The 25,216-nt window shown below is 67.8% G+C and carries 22 protein-coding genes; 7 read left to right on the top strand and 15 right to left on the bottom strand.

What is annotated here, in order from left to right:
- Window positions 1–72 precede the first annotated feature (72 nt).
- The 3 genes from AB4059_RS12860 to AB4059_RS12850 all read right to left on the bottom strand — a co-directional run bounded on the left by AB4059_RS12860 (window position 73) and on the right by AB4059_RS12850 (window position 6,385).
- Complete coding sequence (locus AB4059_RS12860) at window positions 73–390, bottom strand: hypothetical protein (RefSeq protein ID WP_498979392.1); 318 nt, start codon at window positions 388–390, stop codon at window positions 73–75.
- A complete protein-coding gene (locus AB4059_RS12855; RefSeq protein WP_498979390.1) occupies window positions 374–3,481 on the bottom strand; it encodes an RHS repeat domain-containing protein in 3,108 nt (1,035 codons plus the stop codon). The genes AB4059_RS12860 and AB4059_RS12855 overlap by 17 nt, the downstream gene beginning before the upstream one ends.
- 90 nt (window positions 3,482–3,571) lie before the next feature.
- On the bottom strand, window positions 3,572–6,385 hold the full coding sequence (locus tag AB4059_RS12850; protein ID WP_498979389.1) for an EAL domain-containing protein: 2,814 nt from the start codon (window positions 6,383–6,385) through the stop codon (window positions 3,572–3,574).
- 293 nt (window positions 6,386–6,678) lie between these two features.
- Between AB4059_RS12850 and AB4059_RS12845 the strand changes: the two genes are divergently transcribed.
- From AB4059_RS12845 to AB4059_RS12825, 5 genes are read left to right on the top strand one after another with little or no spacing between them, the layout of a single operon-like run.
- Window positions 6,679–7,269 (top strand): RNA polymerase sigma factor, encoded by a 591-nt coding sequence (locus AB4059_RS12845; RefSeq protein ID WP_498979388.1) that lies wholly within the window; start codon window positions 6,679–6,681, stop codon window positions 7,267–7,269.
- Window positions 7,266–8,189 carry a hypothetical protein gene (locus tag AB4059_RS12840; RefSeq protein ID WP_498979387.1) on the top strand — a complete coding sequence of 308 codons (924 nt, stop codon included), beginning with the start codon at window positions 7,266–7,268 and terminating at the stop codon, window positions 8,187–8,189. The genes AB4059_RS12845 and AB4059_RS12840 overlap by 4 nt, the downstream gene beginning before the upstream one ends.
- Window positions 8,186–8,773: an IMPACT family protein gene (locus tag AB4059_RS12835; RefSeq protein WP_498979386.1), complete on the top strand. Its 588-nt coding sequence runs from the start codon at window positions 8,186–8,188 to the stop codon at window positions 8,771–8,773. Before AB4059_RS12840 ends, AB4059_RS12835 begins: the two co-directional genes overlap by 4 nt.
- A complete protein-coding gene (locus tag AB4059_RS12830) occupies window positions 8,773–10,548 on the top strand; it encodes an ABC transporter transmembrane domain-containing protein (protein ID WP_498979385.1) in 1,776 nt (591 codons plus the stop codon). Before AB4059_RS12835 ends, AB4059_RS12830 begins: the two co-directional genes overlap by 1 nt.
- A gap of 4 nt (window positions 10,549–10,552) precedes the next feature.
- Entirely contained in the window at window positions 10,553–11,131 is a 579-nt protein-coding gene (locus AB4059_RS12825) for an HD domain-containing protein (protein ID WP_498979383.1), read from the top strand.
- Here the strand turns inward: AB4059_RS12825 and AB4059_RS12820 are convergent, their stop codons facing one another.
- The 8 genes from AB4059_RS12820 to AB4059_RS12785 form a co-directional block, all read right to left on the bottom strand.
- Window positions 11,132–12,742 carry an acyl-CoA dehydrogenase family protein gene (locus AB4059_RS12820; protein WP_498979382.1) on the bottom strand — a complete coding sequence of 537 codons (1,611 nt, stop codon included), beginning with the start codon at window positions 12,740–12,742 and terminating at the stop codon, window positions 11,132–11,134.
- A gap of 54 nt (window positions 12,743–12,796) precedes the next feature.
- Window positions 12,797–13,003: a cold-shock protein gene (locus AB4059_RS12815; protein WP_036169005.1), complete on the bottom strand. Its 207-nt coding sequence runs from the start codon at window positions 13,001–13,003 to the stop codon at window positions 12,797–12,799.
- A gap of 107 nt (window positions 13,004–13,110) precedes the next feature.
- A complete protein-coding gene (locus AB4059_RS12810) occupies window positions 13,111–13,872 on the bottom strand; it encodes an S-methyl-5'-thioinosine phosphorylase (RefSeq protein ID WP_498979380.1) in 762 nt (253 codons plus the stop codon).
- Window positions 13,873–13,889: 17 nt separating this feature from the next.
- Window positions 13,890–14,441 carry a hypoxanthine-guanine phosphoribosyltransferase gene (locus AB4059_RS12805; RefSeq protein ID WP_498964020.1) on the bottom strand — a complete coding sequence of 184 codons (552 nt, stop codon included), beginning with the start codon at window positions 14,439–14,441 and terminating at the stop codon, window positions 13,890–13,892.
- A complete protein-coding gene (gene nagZ, locus AB4059_RS12800) occupies window positions 14,438–15,436 on the bottom strand; it encodes a beta-N-acetylhexosaminidase (RefSeq protein WP_498979378.1) in 999 nt (332 codons plus the stop codon). The genes AB4059_RS12805 and nagZ overlap by 4 nt, the downstream gene beginning before the upstream one ends.
- 36 nt (window positions 15,437–15,472) lie before the next feature.
- Complete coding sequence (rlmD, locus tag AB4059_RS12795) at window positions 15,473–16,834, bottom strand: 23S rRNA (uracil(1939)-C(5))-methyltransferase RlmD (RefSeq protein ID WP_498979701.1); 1,362 nt, start codon at window positions 16,832–16,834, stop codon at window positions 15,473–15,475.
- Between the two features lie 84 nt (window positions 16,835–16,918).
- A complete protein-coding gene (locus AB4059_RS12790) occupies window positions 16,919–17,566 on the bottom strand; it encodes a YdbL family probable chaperone protein (RefSeq protein ID WP_498979377.1) in 648 nt (215 codons plus the stop codon).
- Between the two features lie 50 nt (window positions 17,567–17,616).
- The gene (locus AB4059_RS12785; protein ID WP_498979376.1) at window positions 17,617–19,632 is read right to left on the bottom strand and encodes a translocation/assembly module TamB domain-containing protein; all 2,016 of its coding nucleotides are present in this window, start codon (window positions 19,630–19,632) and stop codon (window positions 17,617–17,619) included.
- A 125-nt stretch (window positions 19,633–19,757) separates the two neighbouring features.
- Between AB4059_RS12785 and era the strand changes: the two genes are divergently transcribed.
- Together era and recO are read left to right on the top strand one after the other, a co-directional pair.
- Window positions 19,758–20,654, top strand: a complete 897-nt coding sequence (gene era / locus AB4059_RS12780) for a GTPase Era (protein ID WP_498979375.1) — start codon at window positions 19,758–19,760, stop codon at window positions 20,652–20,654.
- 3 nt (window positions 20,655–20,657) lie between these two features.
- Complete coding sequence (gene recO, locus AB4059_RS12775) at window positions 20,658–21,389, top strand: DNA repair protein RecO (protein WP_498979373.1); 732 nt, start codon at window positions 20,658–20,660, stop codon at window positions 21,387–21,389.
- 1 nt (window position 21,390) lies between these two features.
- On the opposite strand, the gene rnc is transcribed toward recO, so the two are convergent.
- The 4 genes from rnc to lepA are packed head-to-tail and all read right to left on the bottom strand — an operon-like array spanning window position 21,391 to window position 25,098.
- Window positions 21,391–22,065 (bottom strand): ribonuclease III, encoded by a 675-nt coding sequence (gene rnc / locus AB4059_RS12770; RefSeq protein ID WP_498979372.1) that lies wholly within the window; start codon window positions 22,063–22,065, stop codon window positions 21,391–21,393.
- Entirely contained in the window at window positions 22,049–22,429 is a 381-nt protein-coding gene (locus AB4059_RS12765; RefSeq protein WP_498979371.1) for a DUF4845 domain-containing protein, read from the bottom strand. Before AB4059_RS12765 ends, rnc begins: the two co-directional genes overlap by 17 nt.
- A gap of 41 nt (window positions 22,430–22,470) precedes the next feature.
- A complete protein-coding gene (gene lepB / locus AB4059_RS12760; protein ID WP_498979370.1) occupies window positions 22,471–23,268 on the bottom strand; it encodes a signal peptidase I in 798 nt (265 codons plus the stop codon).
- A gap of 36 nt (window positions 23,269–23,304) precedes the next feature.
- On the bottom strand, window positions 23,305–25,098 hold the full coding sequence (gene lepA / locus AB4059_RS12755; RefSeq protein ID WP_498964000.1) for a translation elongation factor 4: 1,794 nt from the start codon (window positions 25,096–25,098) through the stop codon (window positions 23,305–23,307).
- Between the last annotated feature and the right edge of the window lie 118 nt (window positions 25,099–25,216).

The following is a 25,216-nucleotide window of genomic DNA, read 5'->3' as shown; positions in this document are numbered from 1 at the left end:
AGGCGTCAGTGCCCTGCACGAGTTCATCGCCTTGCACAACCAGATTGAAGAAGTTCGAAAGCGGCCTTGTTACTAGCCCTTGAAACTGTGAAACACGCCGAACTCGATTGGGTTCTGCGCGCTCAGCGTCGATAGCTTTTCCCGCAGGCTGTCGTCTGCATTGATCCAACGCTCCACTGTCGGAATGAGCTCTCGCTCCGTCAATTCAAGCATGTCGAATTCCATCGCGGATAACGCGGCCTTTGCATTCGCGATGAACTCTTTCTCTGACTGCGCAACGCCTACGACGCCAACGTAAGCACCGTCTGCGCCTTCCAGCAAATGGTTACCCGACATCGGAATGACCTCTGCCACTCCCGCCCAGTAGTGATGCTCAACGGTCGTACTCATGATGAACTCGACTGGTTTTTCCCGACTGAGTGGTCCCGTGATAGTGATCTTTACCGACCTTTGGACTTACGTGATTGTCCGTGCTTCCACCCGTGCCGACTTCGCGGCGTGCAGCCTCTTTTGCCTCACCGCGTTTTCCGCCATGGTCAACAACGTGGATCTTTGGCTTTCCAGAGGGACCTAGCTGACTCTCAGGAATGCCCTTTGCAACATTCTCGGCACGATTGACAGCAGCAACATCGTTGCCGGCAGCGATCGCCTTATCTGCAGCCCTCGCACCTTCGGCCGCGTGGGAGCCCGCCCTGACGGCAGCCCCCAAGCCTGTCGCGAATGGTACTGCGGCACCAACAACGTCTGCGCCGAGCGCCGCCGCATTCGTCCAACTCGGCTCCGTCGCCAGTTTGTAACTGCTGTAGGCGATGAAGCCGACATCTACGATCAGGTCGATGGCGCGACCGTCGGGATCCCGGAATTTATACGGGCTGTTGGCGGCGTAGCAGTAGCGGCAGAAGTTCCAGCCGGTCCTCCGGTCAACCACCACCGGATCGATACTCAAGAACCGCCCGATCTCCGCGTCGTAATACCGCTGCTGCATGTACAGCATCCCGGTCGCGGCGTCGCTGACGTGGCCGGTGTAAGCCGGCCCGTTGGAAACGGGACGATTGAGCAGCAAGCCATAGGGTTCGTACTCGCTGCGCTCCACGACCGCGCGATGGGCATCGGTCACCGCGACCGGGCTGCCGAGTGCGTCGGTGTGCTGGAAGCGAACCATCGAAGCGCCTGTCGCAGGCGTCGTTTCGCGCGTCGCGATCAAGCGTCCCGCGAGATACACGTGGCGCGCGTGGATGCCGCGGCGCGCGTCGTCCTGGTAGCGCAGCACGCCGTCGCGGTCGTAGAAGGAAAGGATGTTGCCGGCGGTCGGGCTCCACGCCAGGAGGCGGCGGCCGTGGCCGTCGTAGCGGTAGTGTTCCTTCCCCGCCGCTTCGCGCAGGCGGTTGCCGAAGTCGAACCGGTAGGCCTGGCCGTTGCGGTTCTCGAGGTTGCCTTGCGCGTCGTAACCCAGGCCCAACACGCTCTGGCCGGTACAACTGGCGACCTTGACGTTCGTCAGGCGCCATTTCGCGTCGTAACAGTAGTAATGGTCGCGGGCGTGTGCGCCGCCGATGGCGACGTGGGTGAGGTTGTCGAGCGCGTCGTAGGTGTAGCGCGCGCTCCCGAACATCGGCGACTGCGTGCCGACGAGGCGGTCCAGGCCGTCGTACTCCATCGTGCGATCGCCACGGGCACCCGGCGTGGCGTCGCTGACCGCGGCAAGGTTGCCTGCGGCGTCGAAGTCGTAGCTCTCGTCGAGCACGAGGGTGCCGCCGTGGTAGTCGCGCGCCCGGTCCGGCAACTTGCGCGCGCCCTGCACCACCGAATGCACGATGCCGTTGCCGTAGGTGAAACTCCTCAGCGCACCGTTGGTGTGGAAACGGACGTCCGTCGCATACGTGTGCGCACCGATGGCCTGCCGCGGTTGCCCCAGTGCATTGGGCTGGTAAGTGACGGTCTCCTTCGGATAGACGTGCGCCGCGATGTTCCCGAGCGCGTCGTACTGCGTCGCGAAAGTCCAGTCGTGCCAGCCCGGCTGGGCGAGCGTTTCGGCCGACGGCAAGCCGCGCGCGTTGTAGGCATAGGTGTTGACGGCGAGCGTCGTGCCGTTGCGCGTCTCGATGCGCGCCGGCTGGCTGTCCGGCGTGTACGTCCAGGCCTGGTCGCCCGATCCATCCGGGAACGCGAGTCCGGTGAGGCGGTTGCGCGCATCCCACGTGCGATGCACGGCGCGGGCATCGAACGCCGTCGCATCCACCGCGCAGGACGTCGTCTCCGACCACGGCAGGCCCGTGGCTTCGCGCACGAGGTTGCCGGCCGCGTCGTATTGCATCGACGTCGTGCCGGTCTCCAACTCGACCCGCTTGCACAGCCGTTGCTGTGCGTCGTAGACGTAGTAGCGCCCGTTCCACGCATTGGGCGTCCCGCCGCTGCGCGAAAGCGTGGTCGGCTTGCCGAAGACATCGCGCACGAAATCGGTCCGCGCGCCTTCGGGATGCAGCAGCACCGTCGGCAAGTCGTGCGACGGCGTGTCCCAGGCCAGGTAACCCGTGCGCGTGGCGTTCCCGCGCGGATCGGTCGTCAGCGTGATGAAGCCCGCCAGGTACGCGTGGCGCGTGGCGAGGATGCCGAGTTCGCTGTCCTGCTCCACGCGCGTCGTGCGGCCGATGGCGTCGTAACTGGTGCGCACGCCCAGCGTGATGTCGTCCACGCTGTGCAAGGCATGCACCGGATACGAAACGAAAGTTTCGCGCCCCTGCGCATCGAAGCGCCGCACGGTCCGCCGCGCCGTGTTGCCGATGTCGGTCGTGTCGTGGAGATCGACGAGCACCGGCCGCCAGAGCGCGTCGAAATAGGTGATCTCACGGCGTTCGCCGGTCTGCACCGTGCGGCGCCAATGCCCCGCGGGAAGACCGAGCTGGGCGTGCGTGGACTGCACGAACGACGCCACCGTCGGCTGCCACGTGCTCGCATCGCACACGCCGGGCTGTGTTTCGGACGGGAACGTGGTCCCGGCCCAACGCCCCAGTGCGTCGTACGCATGGCAGGTCTTCGCGCCGGTTTCGTCGATCGTCCAGGCGATCGTGCCGTCGGCGTTGACGCCGGCGTGGGCCTGCGTGCCGTCCGGAGACGCCACGCGCCGCGGCGTCCCGCGATGCCAGTCGAGGTAATGCACCGTCGTATCGAACGCGGCACTGTCGCGTGCGTCGGAAACGCTGGCGAGCGTGCCGTCGGCGTGGTGCGTCAGCGTCTGCTGCAACGCGCCGAACGCGTACTGCCGAACGGGAAGCGCGGTCGTCGCGTCGTAGTCGGTGCGTTCGGTCTCGACCCAGGCGTTCTTCGCCGGATCGAAAGTCTTGGCCGACGCGACCTGCCCCAAAACCCAGGCATCGAGATCGTCTGCGTACGTCGTCGTTTCGTGGCGCGCCGCCTGCGCGTGCACGCCGAATGCGAACACGCCCGCCAGCAGCGCAAGCCGCGCCCATCCCTGTGCCGTCATCGTCCGACCTTGCGTGCGCGCGCAACCGCGCGAAGGCCTTACCTTCGCGAGTCGGCGCGCAGGGCGACTAGCAGACGATTCCCGAATCGATCAGGCGTTGCGCGCCGCGGGACGTGCGAACAGATACCCCTGCCCGCTCTCGCACCCCAGGCCGATCAATGCATCGCGTTGCGCTTCGGTCTCGATGCCTTCGGCGATCGTGTCGATGTTGAGCGTGCCGGCCAGCGCGAGGATCGCGCGGATGACGGCGAGGCTCTCGGGCTGCGCCGTCGACAGGCCGGCGATGAAGCTGCGATCGATCTTCAGGCACTCGATCGGGAAGTGGTGCAGGTACGACAGCGCCGAGAACCCGGTGCCGAAGTCGTCGAGCAAGGCGAGCACGCCATGGCGGCGCAGGTCGCTCAGCGTGCGCAATGCACGCGGTGCGTCGTCGAACAGCGCGACCTCGGTGATCTCGATGCGCAAGCGCGCCGGATCGACGTTCGATCCTTCGAGCAGGCCCAGCAGGCGCTCGGCGAAGTCCGCCGAACGGAAGTGCCGCGGCGAGACGTTGACGGACACGTAGCCCTCATTGTTCCAGGTGGCCATGTCCTGGATCACGCGTGCGTACAGCAGCCAGTCGACCTGTTCGATCAGGCCGCTGTCCTCGCCCACGCCGATGAACTCGGCCGGCGAGAGGACGCCGCGCTTCTCGTGGCGCCAGCGCAACAGCGCTTCGTGCCCGAGCACGGTGCCGTCGGCGATGCGCACGATCGGCTGGTAATGCGGTTCGAAACCATCGGCGTTGATCGCGCGGCGCAGGTCGGCTTCCAGGTCGAGGATGCGCGTGGCTTCGTCGCGCATCGCTTCGTCGAACACCGCGCTGCGATCGCGGCCGGCGCTCTTGGCGCGGTACATCGCCGCGTCGGCGTCGCGCAGCATGTCTTCGCCGCTGCGATAGCGCGGGATCCATTGCGCGATGCCGATCGAAGCGGTCGGGAACAATTCGCGCCCGGCGATCCACACCGGCGCGCCGAGCGCACCGAGCACGCGCCCGGCCAGTTCCTCGGCCATTTCCTGGCCGTCGATCTGTTCGACCAGGATCGCGAATTCGTCGCCGCCCAGGCGCGCGACGGTATCGCCCGCGCGGACGGCCGCGACGATGCGGCGGCCGGCTTCGATCAGCAATTCGTCGCCGACCGCGTGGCCGACCGAATCGTTGACCAGCTTGAAGCGGTCCAGGTCGAGGAAGAGCACCGCGAACGTGCGTCCTTCATCGGCCCCGCTGCGCGCGCGCTGGATTGCGTGGCCCAGGCGTTCGAGCAACTGCGCGCGATTGGGCAGGCCCGTGAGCGTGTCGTGTTGCGCCTGGTGCGTGAGGCGGCGTTCGGCGTGCATGCGTTCGCCGATCTGCGCCATCAGCTCGGCGTTCGCCGCGGCCAGTTCGCGGGTGCGTTCTTCCACGCGTCCTTCGAGCTCGGCGTGCGCGGCCTTGAGGTTTTCCTGCGCCTGCTTGCGTTGCAGGCCGGCGCCGATGTGGTGCGCGACGAACGTGAGCAGCTCCTGGTCGCGCGGTGTGAACGCCACCGCGGGCGAGTAGCTCTGTACGGCGATCACGCCGACCACCGATTCGTCTCGGAACAGCGGCACGCCGAGCCAGTTGTGCGACAGCGTACCCATTGTCTTGACCTTGCCCTCGCGATCGAGCGCTTCGATCGCATTGCGATCGGCGAGCACGGCGCGGCCGGTGCGGATGACGTATTCGGTCATGCCCATGCCGAACTTGCGGCGCGGGCGGTTGGGGTCGCGTTCGTCGATGGAGTACGGGAATTCGAGCTCGTCGCCCTCGCCGGCCAGCAAGGCGATGTAGAAGTTGCGCGCGTAGAGCAACTCGCCGACGACATCGTGCACTTCGGCGTAGAAGCGCTCCAGCGTTTCGGAAGTGATCGACAACTCGGCGATGCGGAACAGCGCGCGTTGCAGGCGTTCGGCGCGCTGGCGCTCGACGATCTCGGCCTGCAACACGCGGTTGGCTTCCTGCAGCGCGTGCGTGCGTTCTTCGACGCGGCGTTCCAGTTCGCTGCGTGCCTGGCGGCGGTCGAGCGCGGTGAGGATGTGTTGCGCAACATAGCTGAGCAGCGCGCGGTCTTCGTCGCTGTAGCTGGCGCGGTGTTCGTAGGACTGCACGACGATCGCGCCGCACACGGTGCCTTCGCGGCGCATCGGCACGCCGAGCCAGTCTTCCGAATCCGGGCCGTGCACCGGATCGGGCGGAATCTGCAGCTTCGCGCGCAGCGCGGCCGAGGGGCCGAGCAAGGGTTCGCCGTGGCGGAGCAGCGCCATCGTGAGGCTGGTGGGCACTTCGGCGACCGGGATCTCGTGCGAGGGGTCGGCGATGTAGGGATCGTGGCGGTCGGCGAAATACAGGAAGCGCAGCGACTGCCGCACTTCGTCGTACAGCACGATGAAGCAGTTCTCGGCGTACATCAGCGAGCCCACGACCGCGTGGATGCGGCGGAGCATCTCGTGCATCTCGAGGCTCGATCCGGCGAGATCCGCGATTTCGTACAGGGCCTGCTGGAGGCGTTCGCTCTTTTCGAGCGTGGCGATGCGATTGCGGGCCTGCCAGGCTTCCAGCGAGGCGGCGACGGTGCGGCGCGCCATCGCCTGCCAGGCATCGCGCAGGGGCGTCACGACGCCCGAGGCGCTCTGCGCGGCGAGCACGATCTGCGTGCCGTGCTCGGTGGTCCAATGGTCGAGGATTTCGGCGTCGCGCGCGCGGCCCTTGGTGCCGAGCATCGACAGGGCGCGCGCGACCAGCGCCGCCGGTGCCGCGTCGTCCGCCGAATAGGCGTCGCCGCCGGCATCGCGCCAGCACACCACGATGCGGGTATCCGCCGGCAGCAGTTCGCGAACCGCGCGCACCAGCGCCGGCCCTGCGGACGAAGCCGCGACCCCTGTCGCTCCAGCCAACTCCGGGCTGCGCACGTTTACGTCGTCCCCCCAGACATGGGACCGAGCATACAGGCTTCGTGCCATGGGCAACGGCCGGTCCGCAAGCGGGTGTCGAGAGGGTCCATGAACCCGATGAACGGAAATCGGCGCCGCTCCCGGAACCCCACGCGGCCGCCCTGCCCGTTCCTTCCCGCGTGACCGCCGCCGCCCTCGCCCCCGACGGCCGCTTCCCCGCCCCCTCGCCAGCCCGTACGCTGCGCGCCATGGACGACGGGCTGCAGGCCAGCGACGAACAACTGATGCTCGATTGGGTGTCGGGCGACGGCGCTGCGTTCGAGCAGTTGTACGGCCGGCACCGCACCCGCCTGTACCGGTATTTCCTCCGCCACTTGCGCGACACCGCCCTGGCGGACGAATTTTTCCAGGACGTGTGGCAGAAGGTGATCGCCGCGCGGGCCGGATGGAAGCCCGACGCCCCCTTCGGCACGTGGCTGTATCGCATCGCGCACAACCGCCTGGGCGATCATTGGCGCGCGGCGAAGTACCGCCCGCCGGCGCCCGAGGACGGCGACGAACGCGCCGCGCGCATTCCCGACCCCGACACGCCGGAGCGGCAGTTGTCGGAATTCGAACAACGCCGGCGCCTGCAGCTCGCACTCGATGCGCTTCCGTCGGAACAACGCGAGGTGGTGCTGCTCCGCCTCGAACAGGAACTGACCCTGGAGGAAATCGGCACGATCACGGGTGTCGGGCGCGAAACGGTGAAGTCGCGACTGCGTTACGCGATGGACAAGTTGCGCACCCACCTGGCCGGCGAAACGCCAGGAACGGATCGGGAAGCGGAAGCCTCATGAATGCTCGCGACGACAACGGATTGACCCCGGAAGAGCGCGCGCTCGCGCAGCGCCTGGCGAAAGTCGGGCCGCAAGGCGAGCCCTCGCCGTCGCTGGATGCGCGCATCCTCGCGATGGCGCACGCCGCTGCCTCGGAGGTTCCGGCCGATGCGGCGCCCGCGCGCGCCACGCCGATCCGCAGGCGCAAGCCGCAGACCTGGGTGACGACGCTCGGCTTCGCCGCCTCGCTGGCCGTCGCATGCGGCATCGCCTGGAATTTGCGCGAAATGTCCGATGCCCCGGCGCCCGCGCCGGTGGTGCAGGCGCCCGCCGACGAGGCCGTCGAATATCGTCCGCCCCCGCCGCCGTCGATGTCGGCGCGCGTGGTGCCGCGCCGGCCGTTGAACGTGCCCGCGCCGCCGCCGGAGGAATCGGTTGCGACGCAACCGCGATCGACATCGCGCGCACCGGCGCGCGTGAAGGTCGAACCCGAACTGAAGGCCTTCGCATACAAGCCGGCGATCGTGCTCGACGAGGCGGTGCACGCCGCACCGGCGGCGCCCGCGCCGCGGCAGGTCACGACGGTCGACAGCACGACGGTGTTGAGCGCCGAACAGATCGAACGCCAGCCGGAAGTGCGCGGCAACGCGGCGCCCGCCGCTGCCGCTGCCGCGCCGGCACCGGTCGCTGCGCAACGCGAGGCGGCCGACGTCGCCGCGAAAGCCGCCCGCGCCGAAGAACCGGTGTTCGACGAATCCGACGACGCAGACGTGCCGCCGGCGACCGCCAACGATCCGGCCGTGCGCGATGCATGGTTGCTGCGCATTCGCGAACTCGTGCAGGCCGGCCAACTCGACCAAGCGCGCGAGAGCCTGCAGGCCTACCGCGCGCGCTATCCGGGCCAGCCCTTGCCCGAGGACCTGCGCGCGCTCGGGCAATGAGCGACACGCTCGCCGCACCCGCCTCGCACACCATCGAGGTCAAGCACAGCCGCTTCCTCGCGCAGGCCGCGCCCGTGCAATCGCCCGCGCAGGCGCTGGCCTTCCTCGAGGACATCGCGCGCACGCCCGCCACGCACCACTGCTGGGCCTGGCGCATCGGCGGCGATTACCGCTCCAGCGATGACGGCGAACCGGCGGGCACCGCGGGCCGGCCGATCCTCGCGGCGATCGACGGCCAGGGCTTCGATCGCGTCATGGTGGTGGTCACGCGTTGGTACGGCGGGGTGAAGCTCGGGGCCGGCGGCCTGGTGCGCGCCTACGGCGGCGCCGCGGCCGAATGCCTGCGCACCGCGCCGCGGCAGGCGCTGGTGGACTGGCGCGAGTTCGAGATCCTCGCCGGCTTCGACGACACCGGCCCCGTGCACGCCGCGCTCGCGGCGCATGGGGCGCAACGCCTGTCCGAAGCCTTCGACGCGGACGGATTGCGCCTGCGCGTGCGTCTTCCGGCCGACCGCGTGGACGCGCTGGCGGCCCAATTGCGCGATGCCACGCGCAATCGCGCGCGCATCGGGGACAATGGCTGATGGCCGACGCTTCCGCAGACATCGAGAAAACCGCGCAGTCCAAGGGCAAGGTGGTCAGCCTGCGCGGCCTGTGGCCCTTCGTGCATCGCCAGCGCGGCCTGTTCGTGGCGTGGTTGCTGGCGCTGTGCGCTTCCTCCGCCGCGACGCTCGCGCTGCCCGTCGCGGTGCGCGGGATGATTGACGACGGCTTCCACAGCGCCAGCAACATCGATGCGACCTTCGCGCTGCTCTTCGGCGTGACCGCGGCGCTCGCGCTGGCGACGGCGGCGCGCTTCTATTTCGTCTCGCTGTTGGGCGAGCGCGTGGTGGCCGATCTGCGGCAGCGCCTGTACAGCCATCTGCTCGGCCTGGACCCGGCGTTCTTCGAAGCCACGCGCAGCGGCGAACTCGTCTCGCGCCTGTCGGCCGACACCGAGTTGCTGCGCAGCCTCGTGGGCTCGAGCATCTCGGTCGCCTTGCGCAGCCTGATCATGGTGCTCGGCAGCATCGGGATGATGTTCGTCACCAGCCCGCGGCTTGCGACGTACACGATGGTCGGCATCCCCTTGTTCGTCGCGCCGATCGTGATCGGCAGCCGGCGCCTGCAGAAGATGTCGCGGCAAAGCCAGGATCGCGTCGCCGATGCCAACGCGCTGGCCAACGAAGTCCTCGGCAACGTGCGCACGGTGCAATCGCATGCGCGCGAACCCTACGAGCGCGGCCGTTTCGTCGACGCCGTCGCGCGCGCCGTGGCCACTGCGCGCCGCCGCATCGGCATGCAGGCGATCGTCACCGCGGTTGCGATCACCGCCTTCTTCGGCGCGATCATCATCGTGCTGTGGTCCGGCGCGCACGACGTGGTGGCCGGGCGCATGAGCGCGGGCACGCTGGGGCAGTTCGTGTTGTACGCGATGCTCGGCGGCGGCTCGGTCGGCGCGCTCGCCGAAGTCTGGAACGACGTGCAGCGCGCGGCCGGCGGGATGGGCCGCATCAACGACCTGTTGATGGAACGCGCGCTGCTGGTCGCGCCGGCGGACCCGACCCCGTTGCCGCTGCCCTTACGCGGCGACATCCGCCTGGACGATGTCGTCTTCCACTATCCCTCGCGCGCGGACGCACCGGCGCTGGAAGGCTTCTCCCTGCACGTGCGCCCGGGCGAAACGGTGGCGCTGGTCGGGCCTTCGGGCGCGGGCAAGAGCACGGTGTTCGCCCTGTTGCTGCGCTTCCACGATCCGCAGCGCGGCGGCATCGCGATCGACGACATCGACCTGCGCAAGCTCGACCCGGCGCGCCTGCGCGAATCGATCGCACTGGTCCCGCAGGCGCCGACGATCTTCGCCACGACCGCCGCCGACAACATCCGCTATGGCCGGCTGGAAGCCACCGACGCCGAAGTCGAACAAGCGGCGCGCTCGGCCGAAGCGCACGAATTCATCGCCGCCCTGCCCCAAGGGTACGAGAGCGAACTCGGCGAACGCGGCGCGCGCCTGTCGGGCGGGCAACAGCAGCGCATCGCCATCGCGCGCGCCCTGCTGAAGGACGCGCCGGTGTTGCTGCTCGACGAAGCGACCTCCGCGCTGGACGCGCAGAGCGAGCGCGCCGTGCAACACGCGCTGGAAAACCTCATGCAGGGCCGCACGACGCTGGTGATCGCGCATCGCCTGGCCACCGTGCTGAAGGCCGACCGCATCATCGTGATGGACCGCGGCCGCATCGTGGCCGAAGGCACGCACACCGAACTGCTTGCGCAGGGCGGGCTCTATGCCGACCTCGCCCGGCTGCAATTCCTGGATTGATCGCATGCAACATGTCGTGGACTTCATCCTCGAGCTCGATCGCCTCAAGGGCGTCACGCGCAAGTCGCGGCCCATCGGCCTGGACCGCTACGAGAATTCGGCCGAGCACAGTTGGCAGATCGCGATGCTCGCCGGCGCGATGGCGGAGTTCGCCGAGCCGGGCGTCGACGTGCATCGCGTGATGCAGATGTTGCTGGTGCACGACATCGGCGAGATCGATACCGGCGACACCATCGTCTACGACGACACGGGCCTGGCCGAGCGCAAGGCCGCCGAACGCGTGGCGGTCGAGCGCATCTTCGGGATGTTGCCGAATGCGCATGGCGCGCGCTTCCTCGCGCTGTGGGAAGAATTCGAAGCCGGCGAAACGCCCGAGGCGCGCTTCGCACATGCGGCCGATCGCGCGATGCCGGTCTTGCTCAACCTCGCCAACGGTGGCGGGAGCTGGGTCGAGAACGGGATCGCCTACGAGCGCGTGATCCGCAAGGTCGGTCCGCCCATCGAAGCGGGCTGCCCTGCGTTGTGGGCATGGCTTGCGCCGCAGTTGGAAGACGCGCGCGGGCGCGGGTTCTTCGCGGGCTGATCAAAGCGCGCGCGACAGGATCGATTCGAAGGCCGCGTCGTCGACGGGCAAGGTACCGAACGCGAGGCCGTGCGCAGCGGCCAGGCGGCTTTCGCAGAACAGCGGCGCGATGGGCGACTGCGCACGCAACACGATCGCGGCCTGCAACGCGAGCGCCATGCGCTCGACCAGCAGGCGCGCGGTGGCTTCGTCGGGCCTGTGCATCCTCTGGCGCAGCCGCGCGATGGCCGCATCGAGCGCGGGATGCAGCCCTTCGCCGAGCTCGGCGAAAAACGCCTCGCCGGTTTCCGGTTCGCGATGCAAGGCGCGAAGGACGTCGAGGCATTGGATGTTGCCGCTGCCTTCCCAGATCGAATTGAGCGGCGCCTGGCGATACAGGCGCGGCAGCAGCGACTCCTCGACGTAACCATTGCCGCCGAGGCATTCCTGCGCTTCGTTGACGAAGGCCGGCGCCCGTTTGCAGATCCAGTATTTGCCGATCGCCGTGGCGATGCGCGCGAACGCGGCCTCGCGCGAGTCGTGCGCGGCCGCATCCACCGCGCGTGCGACGCGCATCGACAACGCGAGCGCGGCTTCGGATTCGATCGCAAGATCCGCGAGCACGTTGCGCATCAGGGGCTGCTGCGCGAGCAGCTTCCCGAAGGCCATGCGATGCCGCGCGTGATGCAGCGCCTGCGCGAGCGCCATGCGCATCTCCGCCGCCGAGCCGAGCATGCAATCCAGGCGCGTGAGCATCACCATGTCCAGGATCGTGGCGATGCCGCGTCCTTCCTCGCCGACGCGCGTGGCACGTGCGCCCTGGAATTCGACTTCGGAAGAGGCGTTGGACCAATCGCCGAGCTTGTCCTTCAGGCGCATCAGCGTGAACGCGTTCTTCGCGCCATCGGGCAGGCGACGCGGCAACAGGAAGCACGTCAAACCGCCCGGCGCCTGCGCGAGGACGAGGAAGCCGTCGGACATCGGCGCGGATAAGAACCACTTGTGGCCCGTCAGCGCGTAGTCGTCGCCGCCGAGGGATTCGGCGCGGGTCGTGTTCGCGCGCACGTCCGAGCCGCCCTGCTTCTCCGTCATGCCCATGCCGAGGGTGAGGCCACGCTTGTCGGCGATCGGCACTTCGCGCGGATCGTAGTGCGGCGCCGCCGCCTTCTCGGCCCACTCCGCCAACGCCGGTGCGCGACGCAGCGCGGGCACCGCCGCGTGCGTCATCGTCAACGGGCAACTCGTGCCGGGCTCGACCTGGTGATGCAGATAACTCAGCGCCGCGCGCGCGACGTGCGCGCCGGGGACGGGCTCGTGCCATGACAGGCCGGCGACGCCATGTTCGATCGCCGCCCGCATGAGCGCGTGGTAGTTCGGATGGAATTCGACGCGATCGATGCGCGTGCCGAAACGATCGTGCGTGCGCAGGCGTGGGCGGTCGCGGTGTGCATCGAAGGAGAGTGCGTGGAGCTTGTCGCCAGCCAGTGCGCCGTAGGTGGCGATGCGATCGGTGAAGGCGACGCCCGCTTCGCGGTCCAGGGCCTCGCGCAGCGCGAGGTCGTCGCGCCAGAGGTCACGCGGGGCGAATTCCGTCGGTTGGTTGTCGGCGGCCACCCATCGACGATACCCCAATAAAAAAGCCCCGCTATTCGCGGGGCTTTCCGAGCGAAACGATGCGCTCGAGACTCAGGCGACGGGCACCACGCCGGCGGCCTGGGCACCCTTCGGGCCCTGGACGACGTCGTAGCTCACGCGCTGGCCTTCCTGAAGGCTGCGGAAGCCCTTGCTGTTGATCGCCGAGTAATGCACGAACACATCGGCGCTGCCGTCTTCCGGGGCGATGAACCCGAAACCCTTCGCGTCGTTGAACCACTTCACGGTGCCGTACTGCATAACCTGTGTGACCTCGTCTGGATGCGGTTGCGTGTGCGTGCGCCGGCGCGGGGGCTCGCTGCGCACGGCGCGAGTATGCATGAGTGTGAACGGTTGGCAACAGCCGTTCAGCCCCCGAAACCGCCCAACAGCGCCCTCAACAGGGGTGGGATGCCGCTGGAAGCGGTTTCAACGTTGGCCAGCACTTCGGCCATCGTGATCTCTGCTGCATCGCCGCATCCGGCGGCCCAGTTCGCGACGATGCCCAGGCACGCGTACTCAAGGCCCAGTTCGCGGGACAGGCCCGCTTCGGGCATGCCGGTCATGCCGACCAGGTCGCAGCCGTCGCGCCGCATGCGGGCGATCTCGGCCTTCGTCTCCAGGCGCGGGCCCTGGGTCGCTCCATAGCAACCGCCGTCGACCAGCGCGACACCCGCACGCTGCGCTGCAGCGAGGACCTGTGCGCGCAGACCCGGCGAATAGGGATCGCCGAAGTCGACGTGCAACACCTCGGTGCCGGGTTCCTCGGACAGCGTCGAGATCCGGCCCCAGGTGTAGTCGATGAGTTGGTCGGGGCATGCGAGCACGGTCGGGCCGAAGCGCTCGGTGATCCCGCCCACCGTGTTCAATGCGAGCACGCGCTTCGCACCGACCATCTGCAGCGCGACGAGGTTGGCGCGGTAGTTGATCTTGTGCGGCGGCACGCCGTGTTCTTCGCCGTGGCGCGCAAGGAAGGCGACGCGTTGCCCGGCGATGCGACCGACCCGCACGGGGCCCGAAGGAAATCCGTAGCGCGTTTCCGGCAAGTGGCTCTGCACGTCTTCCAGTTCGGCGATCCGGTACACCCCGGTGCCGCCGATGACGGCGAGCGCGAGATCGGCGTGGTGCATGCTCACTCCAGCGATGCTCATTCGAGTGCGTAAATGGCCGGCAGGTTGCGGCCCTGTTCGTGGTAGTCCATGCCGTAGCCATAGACGTAGCGATCCGGCACGACCAGGCCCGAGTAATCGGCCGTCAGGCCCGGCACGCAGCGGTTGTGCGCCTTCACCGCGAGCGCGGCGATGCGGACGTCGGTGGCGCCTTCGCTGCGGCACCACGCGCGCACTTCGGCCAGCGTGTGGCCTTCATCGACGATGTCGTCGACCAGCAACACGCGGCGCCCGCGCAAGGGCGTCGCGGGCCGGTGCTTCCAGTGCAGGGTGCCGCCGGACTGCGCGCCGCGATAACGCGTGGCATGCAGGTAATCGAATTCCAGGTCGAGCCCGCGCGCGCCCAGTTCGAGCGCCAACTGCGCGGCGAACGGCAAGCCGCCATGCATCACCGTCAGATACACCGGCACGCTGCCCGCGAAATCGTTGCGGATGCGCACCGACATGCGCGCGATCGCTTCTTCGATCGCCTGCCGGTCGTGCACGACGACCGAACGCTTCAGGGCATCGGCCAGGGGCGCGGCGTTCATGCGAGGTCGCCGCCGAAGCGCGCATGCGCGTCGGTATAGCGCGCATCGGCCAGCAGGCCTTCCCACGCGAGCGGGCCGCGGCCGATCAGGCCGGCGAGCGCCATCGTGTTGAGCTTGCGCCCTTCCACCGCGGCGAGCGATTCGGGCACCAGCTCGGGATGGCAGACGAGCACGACATCGCAACCGGCATCCAGGTGCGCATCGATGCGCGACTTCACGCCACCGGCCGAGAAGGCCGCGGCCATGCCGATGTCGTCGGAGAACACCACGCCCTTGAAGCCCATCTCCTTGCGCAGGATGTCCTCGATCCACAACGGCGAGTAGCCCGCCGGTTCCGGCGCGACCTTCGGATACACCACGTGCGCCATCATCACCGCGTCGGCGCCGGCGTCGATGCCCGCGACGAAGGGCATCAGATCCAGCGCGCGGATTTCGTCGAGCGTGCGGTTGTCGATCGCATCGTCGAAGTGCGTGTCTTCCAGCACCGAACCGTGGCCCGGGAAATGCTTGAGCGTCGCGGCCATGTCGGCTGCGTGCATGCCTTCGACATACGCGCGCGTGAACTCGGCGACGATCTGCGGATCGGCGGAGAACGCACGGTCGCCGATGGCGCGGTTGCCGCGGCCGAGGTCGACCACCGGCGCGAAGCTCAGGTCCACGCCGCTGGCGCGCACTTCACTCGCCATCACCCAGGCGTGTTCCTTCGCCAGCGCGATCGCACGGTCGGGTTGGCTGCCGTAGAGCTTGCCGAACTGTTCGAGCGAGGGCAGCGCGCTGTACCCCTCGCGGAAGCGTTGCACGCGCCCGCCTTCCTGGTCGACGCAGACCAGCTGCGGCCGCGGCGCGGCTTCGCGGATGGCCTGCGACAACTCGGCGATCTGCATGCGCGAGGCGAAGTTGCGGGTGAACAGGATCACGCCGGCGCAGGCATCGTGCTGCAGCCAGTCGCGCTCCTGCGCGGAGAGTTCGGTGCCGGCGACGCCGATCACGAGCATGCGGGGGACTCCTTCGGAATTCTTCGGATCATACGTTCAGCGCGGTTCGAACATCGCGATGCTTTCCACGTGCGCCGTGTGCGGGAACATGTCCATCACGCCGGCGGCGCGCAGCTTCCAGCCGCGCTCGTTCACCAGGTAACCGGCATCGCGCGCCAGCGAGGCCGGGTGGCAGCTCACGTAGACGATGCGCTTGAGCCCGTCGAGGGACAGTTGTTTCAGCACGACATCGGCGCCCGAGCGCGGCGGGTCGAGCAGCAGGCGGTCGAACCCGGCGCGCATCCAGGCATGCGAGGACAAGTCCTGCGCCAGGTCGGCGGCGTGGAAGTCGACGTTCGTCAGTTGGTTGTGCGTCGCGTTCTCGCGCGCCCGACGGATCAGGCCCGCATCGCCTTCGACGCCCACCACCTCACCGGCGGTACGCGCCAGCGGTAGCGTGAAATTGCCGAGGCCGCAGAACAGATCGAGCACACGCTCGCCCGGCTGCACGTCGAGCAGCGCGAGCGCCTTGGCGATCATGGTTTGGTTCAGGCCCGCGTTGACCTGGATGAAGTCGAGCGGACGGAACAGCAGTTCGATGTCCCACGCCGGCAAGGTGAAGGCGAGCTTGGGCTGGTGCGGCCAAAGGGCATGCACCGAATCGATGCCGCCGGGTTGCAGGAACACCGCGAAGCCGTGTTCCTTCGCGAAATCCTCCAACGCCTGCGTATCGCGCGGCGACAGCGGCGCCAAGTGACGGAACACCAGCGCGATGCCGCTCCCATCGGGCGCGATGTCGCCGGCGATGAATTCGATCTGCGGAATGTCGCGCCGGCCATCCATGCCATCGACCAGCGCAGCGAGCGCTTCGATCTTCATTCCGATCTGCGGGATCACCGTATGGCATTCGCGCAGGTCGGCGACGAAGCGCGGATCCTGTTCGCGGAAGCCCACGAGCGTCTTGTCCTTCTTCTCCACGCGGCGCACGGAAAAGCGCCCCTTGCGGCGATAGCCCCATGCGGCGTCGACCAGGGGTTCGAGCACCGTGTCGGGCGTGACGTGGCCGATGCGCTCGAGGTTTTCCATCAACACGCTTTGCTTGGCGTGGATCTGCCTGGCTTCATCCAGGTGCTGCAAGGCGCAACCGCCGCACACGCCGAAATGCGGGCAACGCGCGGGCACGCGATCGGGCGAGGCCTCCAGGACCTCCAGCGTCCTGGCTTCATCGAAGCTGCGATGGCGCGCGGTCTGCTGCGCGACGACGGTCTCGCCGGGCAATGCGCCCGCGATGAAGATCGCCTTGCCCGCACCGGGCACTTTGGGATCGGGCCGGCGGGCGACCCCGCGACCGTCGTGGGTGAGGCCGGAGATCTTGATTTCGAAGGGGGTCTGGTCGAGGCGGGCCAAGGCGGGGGGAATGGGGAAAGGGGAATGGGGAATTGTACTTTCGCGGGCAGCCCGCCCCCATTCCCTATTCCCGATTCCCCATTCCCGCTCTTCCGCTTACTTCTGCTTCCAGCTGCCGCCGGCGTCCTGGTACCACCAGCCGCCGCGGGCGCTGTCGACCCACTGCTTGGCGAAGACGCTGCGGATGTTCTTTTCCCAATCAGGGTGACCGTTGGCGACCGCGATTTCCTTGTAGACCGCTTCGCGGTCGCGGTTGTCGTCGGCCACGGCCTTCTGCATGCCGACGCGATCCTTCAATTCCAGCGAGCCCGGGTCGCGCAGCACCACCAGGCCGTCCTTGCTGAAGCCGAGCGCGCCCAGGTCGAAGCCCTTGCGCAGCGAGGCATCGAAACGCGCCGCCATGCGGGCCTGGATCGCCTGGATGGCCGGCGTCTTGATCGTGATGTCGGGTTGCGATTGCGCGTAGGCGCTGCCGATGCCGATCAGGCTCAGCGGATCGATGCGCTGCAGCAGGCTGGCCATGCCGCCGCCACCGCCGGGCTTCTTGTCTTCAGGCTTGGCTTCGGGCTTGGCACCGGGCATGTCGTCCCCGATGACCTTCTCGACGAACTCCTTCGCCGCTTCCTTCGCTTCCGCCGCGGGGAAATACACGTTGATGGTGACGCAGGCGCTGAGCAGCGCCATGGCGGCGAAACTCGCCGCGGTCGGCGCGAACTTGCTGCGGACTTTGCGCGTGGCGGACATTGAAACGCTCCTTGGATCGACAGGGTTGCATTGGTTGGTTGCATCGTCCATCAGCGGACCTCGGGTGTCACCTCGCCGCCGGCGACCGCCGCGAGGCGCTCGACCAGCGTAGGCCAATCCACGTTGCCGTGGATGCCGACGACCGTCAGCCGAGGGAGGCCCGCGCCTTCGACGATAGTAAAGGTGTCGCCTGCTGAATGAAGGCCACGCATCCGGCAGACCTCGTTGGCCAGCAGACAGCCAATGCCGATGCGCTTGTAGCCGAAATCGTCGAACAGCCCGATCACCTGCCCCTGGAGGCTGGAGACGAAGGAGCTGTCGCCGACGCTGGAAATGCTCTGCACGGCGCGCTGGCTGATGCGCTGGCGGGTCTTGTGCGTGGGGTCGGTGTGCAGGTCGGCGTCGAAGGCGGTGACGGTCCAGTCGACCAGGCGGAGGGCGTCGATGCGCCCGTCCAGCCGCCCGCTGATGCTGCCGAAGTCGAACACCTCGGTCAGCGGGAGCAGGTCGAGGTCTTCGATCTTCAAGTCGGCCGCCAGCGTGGGCGCGACACCGAAGGGACGTTCCATCGACAGCGAGGACACATCCACGCGGCCATCGAACGCCGCCAGCGACAGGCCGCCTTCGAAATCCAGGCGCTCGTTCGCGTAATGCGCGCGCGGCAGGCGACCGGTGAGTTCGCCGCGGAAGGCGGGCCAGCCGAAGGTCGTCGCGAGCTTGCCGATGTCCAGGTGTTCGACGCCCAGGCCGAACACGGCATCGGCGCCCTGCTCGCCCGACGGTGGACGCAGGGTCATGTTCTCGAAGCGCAGCGTGCCGCCGAGGAAGGGAACGGGCACGGCGTCGGTGAGCGCGATCGCGCCCTGTCCGCTGCGCATCGGCAAGCGCGCTTGCGCGAAGGGCAATTCGTACAGCGATCCCTCGCGCCAGGTCAGCGCGCTTTCCACCGGCGCGGTCGCCGAATAACGCAGGTCGCCACCCAGGCCGATGAAGGCGAAACGATGCGCATCGCCGTCTTCGATGTCGACCGCGTGCGGAACGACGCTGAAGGATTGCAGCGCATCGCCTTCGTAATGCAGTTGCGCATCCAGCGCGCCGGCGAGCGTGATGTCGGACAGGCCCGCGGTGCCGAGCGGGCCGGAGAGATAGCGGTCGCGCACGGGCGCCAGGTCGCCGCTGTGCAGCGCCACGTCGAGCAGGCGCAGCGTGGCGTCTTCGGCGAAGGCGGCGCGGCCGCGCACGGAGAGCGTGTCGCCGTCGGTCCACGCGATCGACGGCAAGGACCAACCGGCGCCGTCGCGATGTTCGCCGCTGATCGACAGGCGCACGGGCGAAGGCGGCAACGCGATGTACGCGCTGCCTGCAAGCACTTCGCCGCCGTGCAGCGTGCCGTCCAGCGTCAGCAACGAAGGGCGCGGTGCATCGACGATGCGATAGTCGAAATCGAAGGTGCCGCGCAGGTGATCGGTGGCGATGCTCGCATCGGTGGTTTCGAGTTTGACGTCTCCGGCCTGCAGGCGACCGGAGATGCGCAGCGGGCCTTTGGTCGGTGCGGCGACATCGACGCGCCCGTCCAGCGTCCCGCCTTGCAGGCGCGCGTCGGCCCAACTTTTCGACAGCAGGCTCTGCGCCCAGGCGATCGGGACGCGGGTGAGGTCGATGCGCGTGAGATCGGGCGTCGCGGTGCCGCGTTGCACGGCCATCGTGCCGCGGCCTTGCCGCAGCGTCCCCGACAGGCCCGCTTCGTCGAAGGCGATGCCGAGACGGAAGGTGTGCTTGCCCGCACGCAGTTCGCCGTCGCAGCCCCAGCCGTGCGCGTCGATGCGCTGCAAGGGGCATGTCCATGCCAGGTTGCGTGCGTCGACGCCGAGATCCGGGGCCTGCAGGCGCGCGGTCTGCAGGCGCAGGGTGCCTTGCGGTGCGGTCGCGGGCCACTCCAGTTGGACGTGGACGCCTTCGAGCGTGCCGAGGGGCAAGGTGATCTTCGCGATGTCCGCTTCGAGCGTGCGCGCGTGGGCGTTGGCCGCGAGGGCCACCAGGCAGACGAGAGTCAGCGCGCGTCTCATTGGGGCGGGAGGATAGCGGCATACGCGTGAGCTTTATCCCCCTCGAGCGCGCCCGGGCGCGCTCGATCCCCCTTGGAAGGGGGATCAGGGCCGCGGCTTCGGCATGGGGGACTACAATGCCCGCCATGGATACCCAACCTTTCCGCGCCGGCCACGTCGCCGTGATCGGCCGCCCGAACGTGGGCAAGTCGACCCTGGTCAACGCGCTCGTCGGCTTCAAGATCAGCATCACCTCCAACCGCCCGCAGACCACGCGGCACCGCTTGCTCGGCATCGCGACCTTCCCGCACGGGCAATTGCTGCTGGTCGATACTCCCGGCCTGCATCGCGAGCAGAAGCGCGCGATGAATCGCTGGATGAACCGCGCCGCGCGCGGTGCGCTCGAAGGCGTGGATGCGGCCCTGCTCGTCATCGAAGCCGGGCGCTGGGACGACGAAGACACGCTGGCGTACGACGCACTGAAGGAAGCCGGCGTGCCCGTCGTGCTCGCGGTGAACCAGGTCGACCGCATCAAGGACAAGACCACGCTGCTGCCCTTCCTCGCGAAGATCGCGAAGGAACGGGACTTCGCCGCGGTGCATCCGATTTCCGCGCTGAAGAAGAAGGGCCTGGAGCCGCTGGTCGACGACCTGCTCAAGCTCGTGCCCGAGCAGGCCGCGCTGTACGGCGAAGACGAGATCACCGACAAGAGCCAGCGCTTCCTCGCCGGCGAACTGGTGCGCGAACAACTCATGCGCCAGCTCGGCGCCGAATTGCCGTACGCCACGACCGTGGAGATCGAGAAGTTCGAACTCGATGGGCGGATGTGGCGCATCAATGCCGTGATCTGGGTCGAACGCGACGGGCAGAAGGCCATCGTGATCGGCAACAAGGGCGAGCGCCTGCGCGAAATCGGCACGCGCGCGCGCGAACAGATGGAGCGCCTGTTCGACGGCAAGGTCTTCCTGGAGACCTGGGTACGCGTGCGCGAAGGCTGGTCGGACGACGAAGCCGCGCTGCGTACGCTCGGATACCACGACTGACGCGTGCGCATCGCCGGCGAAGCGGCGTACGTGCTGCACGCGCGCCCCTGGCGCGAGACGAGCCTGCTCGTCGAAGTCCTCGCCGACCAACAGGGCCGCATGGGCCTGATCGCGCGCGGCGTGCAAGGGCCGAAGCGGCACGTGCTGCGCGCGGCGCTGCAACCGATGCAATACATCCGGCTGGATGCAGTGCTGCGCGGTGAACTCGCGCAACTGCGCAGCGCCGAAGCGCTCGATGCCGCGCCGGTGTTGCAGGGCGACAACGCGCTCGCTTCCTTCTACGTCAACGAACTGGTCCTGCGCCTGGCGCCGCGCGGCGATGCGCTGCCGGAATTGTTCGATGCCTACGGCGAGGTGCGCACGCACCTGGCGAGCGATGCGCCGCTGGCGTGGACGCTGCGTCGATTCGAACGCGACCTGCTCGAAGCCCTGGGCTTCGGTTTGGTCCTGGATGCCGACACCGACGGCGTGCCGCTCGATCCGGCCGCACGCTATCGCCTGGATCCGGAACAGGGCGCGCGGCGCGTCCGCCACGACCGCGGGCAAGCCGATCGCGACAACGCGGCCACCGGTCGCGCGTTGCTGGCGCTTGCCGGCGACGTGCAACCCGAAGGCGACGACCTTGCGAGCCTGCGACGCACGATGCGCGAGGTGCTGGCGTATCACCTGGGGGCGCGCGGCCTGAAATCCTGGGAGATGCTGGCGGACCTGGGGCGCTTGTCGAAGCCGCGCTGATTCAGGGCGCGATCTGTTGCAGCACCGCTTCGGCCGCCAGTTGTTCGGCTGCGCGGCGCGAGGTCCCCTCGCCTTCGCATTCCACCGCGGGCTCGGCCACGGCGCAGGCGACGCGGAAGATCTTCGCGTGCTCGTCGCCGCTTTCGGACACCAATCGATAAACCGGCAGCGGTTTGCCGCGCCCCTGCAACCACTCCTGCAGACGCGTCTTCGCGTCCTTGCCGATCTTGTTCGGCGGCGGCAAGGCATCGATGGCCGCTTCGAACCACGGCAACACCGCGGCGCGACACGCCTCGAAACCGGCATCCAGGTGGATCGCGCCGACGATGGCTTCGACCGCATCGGCGAGGATCGAGTCGCGGCGATGCCCGCCCGACTTCATCTCGCCGGGGCCGAGCACCAGGTACGCGCCGAGATCGAGCGTGCGGGCGATCGATGCGAGCGCCGATTCGCGCACCAGTTCGGCGCGCGCGCGCGTCAGCGTGCCTTCGTCGGCGCGCGGCCAGCGTTTGTAAAGGGCTTCGGCGACGAACAGATTGACGAGCGAATCGCCAAGGAATTCCAGCCGCTCGTTGTGCAGCGGCGCGGCGCTGCGGTGCGTGAGCGCCTGCGCCAGCAGGCCCGGATCGACGAAGTCGTATCCGGGCAGGCGGAGGGCGTCAGTCGGCCGGACCACCGTGGGTCATGTCCTTTTCCGCGACGAAATTCCCCACCACATCCAGGTTGGCGATCAACGGACGGCGCACTTCGTACGACACCGTCATGTGCCAGCCGCCTTCCATGCGCTCGATCGAAACGTTCTCGGGCTTCACGTTTTCCGAGTAGTTCACGTCGAGGCGGCGGAAGAACATGGTCTTGAGGCGATCGGGCGGGGCGTTGTTGACGCCCGGCTCGAGCGAGACGCCCTCGAGCGACTTCTTCACCGTGTAGAACTCGATGTACATCGGGATGGTCTTCATGCCGACGTACACGCCGACGCCCACGACCGCGAGGATCATGATGAATCCCAACATCGAGATGCCGCTCTGCGAACGCTTCATGTTGTCCCCTTCCCCTCGGGTCGATCGAAATGCGGCGACGGTTACGGGATGTTCGAGCCGATCCTCGAGAAATCCACGCCGCCGGCCTGCTTGTCCCAGTTGAACCAGATCAGGAACGCTTTTCCGCGGAGGTTTTCCTCCGGCAGGAAGTGCACGGCCCAGAAACGGCTGTCCTCGCTATTATCACGATTGTCGCCCATCACGAAATAGTGACCGGGCGGGACCACCCATTCCCCTTCCCCCTGCATGGAGAACGGAGAGTCCTCGCGTTCCAGGACGGGGTGCGGCCGACCCGGCAGCCCTTCCTGCCGAAGGTCCGCGCCGGTCATGTCCGCCCCCTGCCCCTTGCCGGCATATTCGCCGATCTGCTGGTACTTCAGCGCGACGCCGTTCACGAACACGGTGTTGTCGCGGTAGGCGACCGTGTCGCCCGGCAGGCCGATGACCCGCTTGATCCAGTCCTGGTCGGGGTGGTGCGGCGGGCGGAAGACCACCACGTCGCCCCGCTTGGGCTCGCCGATGGCGACGAACTTCTTGTTGGAGATCGGCAGCCGGAGGCCGTAGGCGAACTTGTTGACCAGGATGAAGTCGCCGATCAGCAGCGAGGGCATCATCGAACTGGAGGGGATGCGGAAGGGCTCGGCCACGAAGCTGCGCAGGCCCAGCACGATCGCCAGGACCGGGAAGAAGGCGCGCGAGTAATCGACGAGCAGCGGCTCCTTCTCGTCGAGCAGGCCGGCCTCCTGCTTGCGACGCTTCGCGAACAACAGTTTGTCCCCCAGCCAGATGATCCCGGTGAGCAGGGTCAGCACCACCAGGATCGTTTCGAACCACACCATGCCAGCTCCTTGTTGCCGGTCCGTGCCGGGGCAAGCTTACTTGTTATCGACCTGCAGGACGGCGAGGAAAGCTTCCTGCGGGATCTCGACGCGTCCGACCTGCTTCATCCGCTTCTTGCCCTCTTTCTGTTTCTCGAGGAGCTTCTTCTTGCGGGTGGCGTCGCCGCCGTAGCACTTGGCCAGCACGTTCTTGCGCAGCGCCTTGACCGTGCTGCGCGCGATGATCTGCGAGCCGACCGCGGCCTGGATGGCCACGTCGAACATCTGCCGCGGAATCAGTTCGCGCATCTTCTCGGTGAGGTCGCGTCCGCGGCGGTCGGCGTGCGCGCGGTGGGTGATGATCGACAGCGCGTCCACCTTGTCGCCGTTGATCAGCGTGTCCACGCGGACGAACGGGCCGGGCTGGAAGCGGACGAAGTGGTAGTCCAGCGAGGCATAGCCGCGCGAGACCGACTTGAGCCGATCGAAGAAATCCAGCACCACTTCGGCCATCGGCAGCTCGTAGCTGATCTGCACCTGGCTGCCCATGTACGTGATGCCGACCTGCGAGCCGCGCTTTTCTTCGCACAGGGTGATCACGTTGCCGACGTAGTCGGGCGGCGTGAGCACGTTGGCGCGGATGATCGGTTCGCGGATTTCCTCGATCTGGTTCACCGGCGGCATCTTGGCCGGGTTGTCGAGCGGCATGACGCTGCCGTCGGTCTTGAGGATTTCGTAGATCACCGTCGGCGCGGTGGTGATCAGGTTGAGGTCGTACTCGCGCTCCAGGCGCTCCTGCACGATCTCAAGATGCAGCATGCCGAGGAAGCCGCAGCGGAAACCGAAGCCCATCGCCTCGGAGCTTTCCGGTTCGAAACGCAGCGCGGCGTCGTTGAGGCGCAGTTTTTCGAGCGCTTCGCGCAAGGCCGGGTAATCCTCGGCATCCACCGGGAACAGGCCCGCGAACACGCGCGGCTGCATTTCCTGGAAACCGGGCAGCGGCGTGGTCGCCGGATCGGCGGCCAGGGTGAGCGTGTCGCCGACCGGCGCGCCATGCACGTCCTTGATCGACGCGGTGATCCAGCCCACTTCGCCCGCGCCGAGTTTCTTCAGCGGCTTGCGCTTGGGCGTGAACACGCCGACGCCTTCGACCTGGTGCGTGCGGCCGGTGGACATCACCAGCATCTTCGCGCCCGGCACGATTTCGCCCTGCATCACGCGCACCAGGCTCACGACGCCGAGGTAGTTGTCGAACCACGAGTCGATGATCAGCGCCTGCAGCTTGTCGGTGTCGCGCGGCTTCGGCGGCGGGATGCGATGCACGATGGCTTCGAGCACGTCGGCGACGTTCAGGCCGGTCTTCGCGCTGATGGCCACGGCATCTTCGGCGTCGATGCCGATGACCGCTTCGATCTCTTTCTTGACGCGGTCGACGTCGGCCGTCGGCAGGTCGATCTTGTTCAGGACCGGCACGACTTCCAGCCCCTGCTCCACCGCGGTGTAGCAGTTGGCGACCGACTGCGCTTCCACGCCCTGCGCGGCGTCGACGACGAGCAGCGCGCCTTCGCACGCGGCGAGCGAACGCGAGACTTCATAGGAGAAGTCGACATGCCCGGGGGTGTCGATGAAGTTCAATTGATAGGTGATGCCGTCCTTCGCCGTGTAGGGAAGCGAGACGGACTGGGCCTTGATGGTGATGCCGCGCTCGCGCTCGATGGGGTTCGAGTCGAGGACCTGCGCCTCCATCTCGCGGGCTTCGAGGCCGCCGCAGAGCTGGATGATGCGGTCGGCCAACGTCGATTTGCCGTGGTCGACGTGGGCGATGATGGAAAAATTGCGAATGTGCTGCATCGAGCCTGGGCCGGGGAAAAAGCTCGCCATTATCGCACTGATTGGAGCGGGCACTGATTACAGCGACTTAGCCCGCGCCCGCCCCTTGGGCGGGGTGGACGCGGGTGCAGCTCGATGC

It is taken from the genome of Lysobacter sp. 2RAF19 (genome assembly GCF_052115395.1).
Classification (GTDB): Bacteria; Pseudomonadota; Gammaproteobacteria; order Xanthomonadales; family Xanthomonadaceae; genus Noviluteimonas.
The sequence above is the reverse complement of the archived record's forward strand: the minus strand, read 5'-3'. Positions and strand labels throughout refer to the sequence as shown.

Coding starts and splice junctions, on each gene's coding strand:
- AB4059_RS12860 (WP_498979392.1), bottom strand. CDS start 390: ATGAGTACGACCGTTGAGCATCACTACTGGGCGGGAGTGGCAGAGGTC.
- AB4059_RS12855 (WP_498979390.1), bottom strand. CDS start 3,481: ATGACGGCACAGGGATGGGCGCGGCTTGCGCTGCTGGCGGGCGTGTTC.
- AB4059_RS12845 (WP_498979388.1), top strand. CDS start 6,679: ATGGACGACGGGCTGCAGGCCAGCGACGAACAACTGATGCTCGATTGG.
- AB4059_RS12840 (WP_498979387.1), top strand. CDS start 7,266: ATGAATGCTCGCGACGACAACGGATTGACCCCGGAAGAGCGCGCGCTC.
- AB4059_RS12835 (WP_498979386.1), top strand. CDS start 8,186: ATGAGCGACACGCTCGCCGCACCCGCCTCGCACACCATCGAGGTCAAG.
- AB4059_RS12830 (WP_498979385.1), top strand. CDS start 8,773: ATGGCCGACGCTTCCGCAGACATCGAGAAAACCGCGCAGTCCAAGGGC.
- AB4059_RS12825 (WP_498979383.1), top strand. CDS start 10,553: ATGCAACATGTCGTGGACTTCATCCTCGAGCTCGATCGCCTCAAGGGC.
- AB4059_RS12815 (WP_036169005.1), bottom strand. CDS start 13,003: ATGCAGTACGGCACCGTGAAGTGGTTCAACGACGCGAAGGGTTTCGGG.
- AB4059_RS12810 (WP_498979380.1), bottom strand. CDS start 13,872: ATGCACCACGCCGATCTCGCGCTCGCCGTCATCGGCGGCACCGGGGTG.
- AB4059_RS12805 (WP_498964020.1), bottom strand. CDS start 14,441: ATGAACGCCGCGCCCCTGGCCGATGCCCTGAAGCGTTCGGTCGTCGTG.
- nagZ (WP_498979378.1), bottom strand. CDS start 15,436: ATGCTCGTGATCGGCGTCGCCGGCACCGAACTCTCCGCGCAGGAGCGC.
- AB4059_RS12790 (WP_498979377.1), bottom strand. CDS start 17,566: ATGTCCGCCACGCGCAAAGTCCGCAGCAAGTTCGCGCCGACCGCGGCG.
- AB4059_RS12785 (WP_498979376.1), bottom strand. CDS start 19,632: ATGAGACGCGCGCTGACTCTCGTCTGCCTGGTGGCCCTCGCGGCCAAC.
- era (WP_498979375.1), top strand. CDS start 19,758: ATGGATACCCAACCTTTCCGCGCCGGCCACGTCGCCGTGATCGGCCGC.
- AB4059_RS12765 (WP_498979371.1), bottom strand. CDS start 22,429: ATGAAGCGTTCGCAGAGCGGCATCTCGATGTTGGGATTCATCATGATC.
- lepB (WP_498979370.1), bottom strand. CDS start 23,268: ATGGTGTGGTTCGAAACGATCCTGGTGGTGCTGACCCTGCTCACCGGG.
- lepA (WP_498964000.1), bottom strand. CDS start 25,098: ATGCAGCACATTCGCAATTTTTCCATCATCGCCCACGTCGACCACGGC.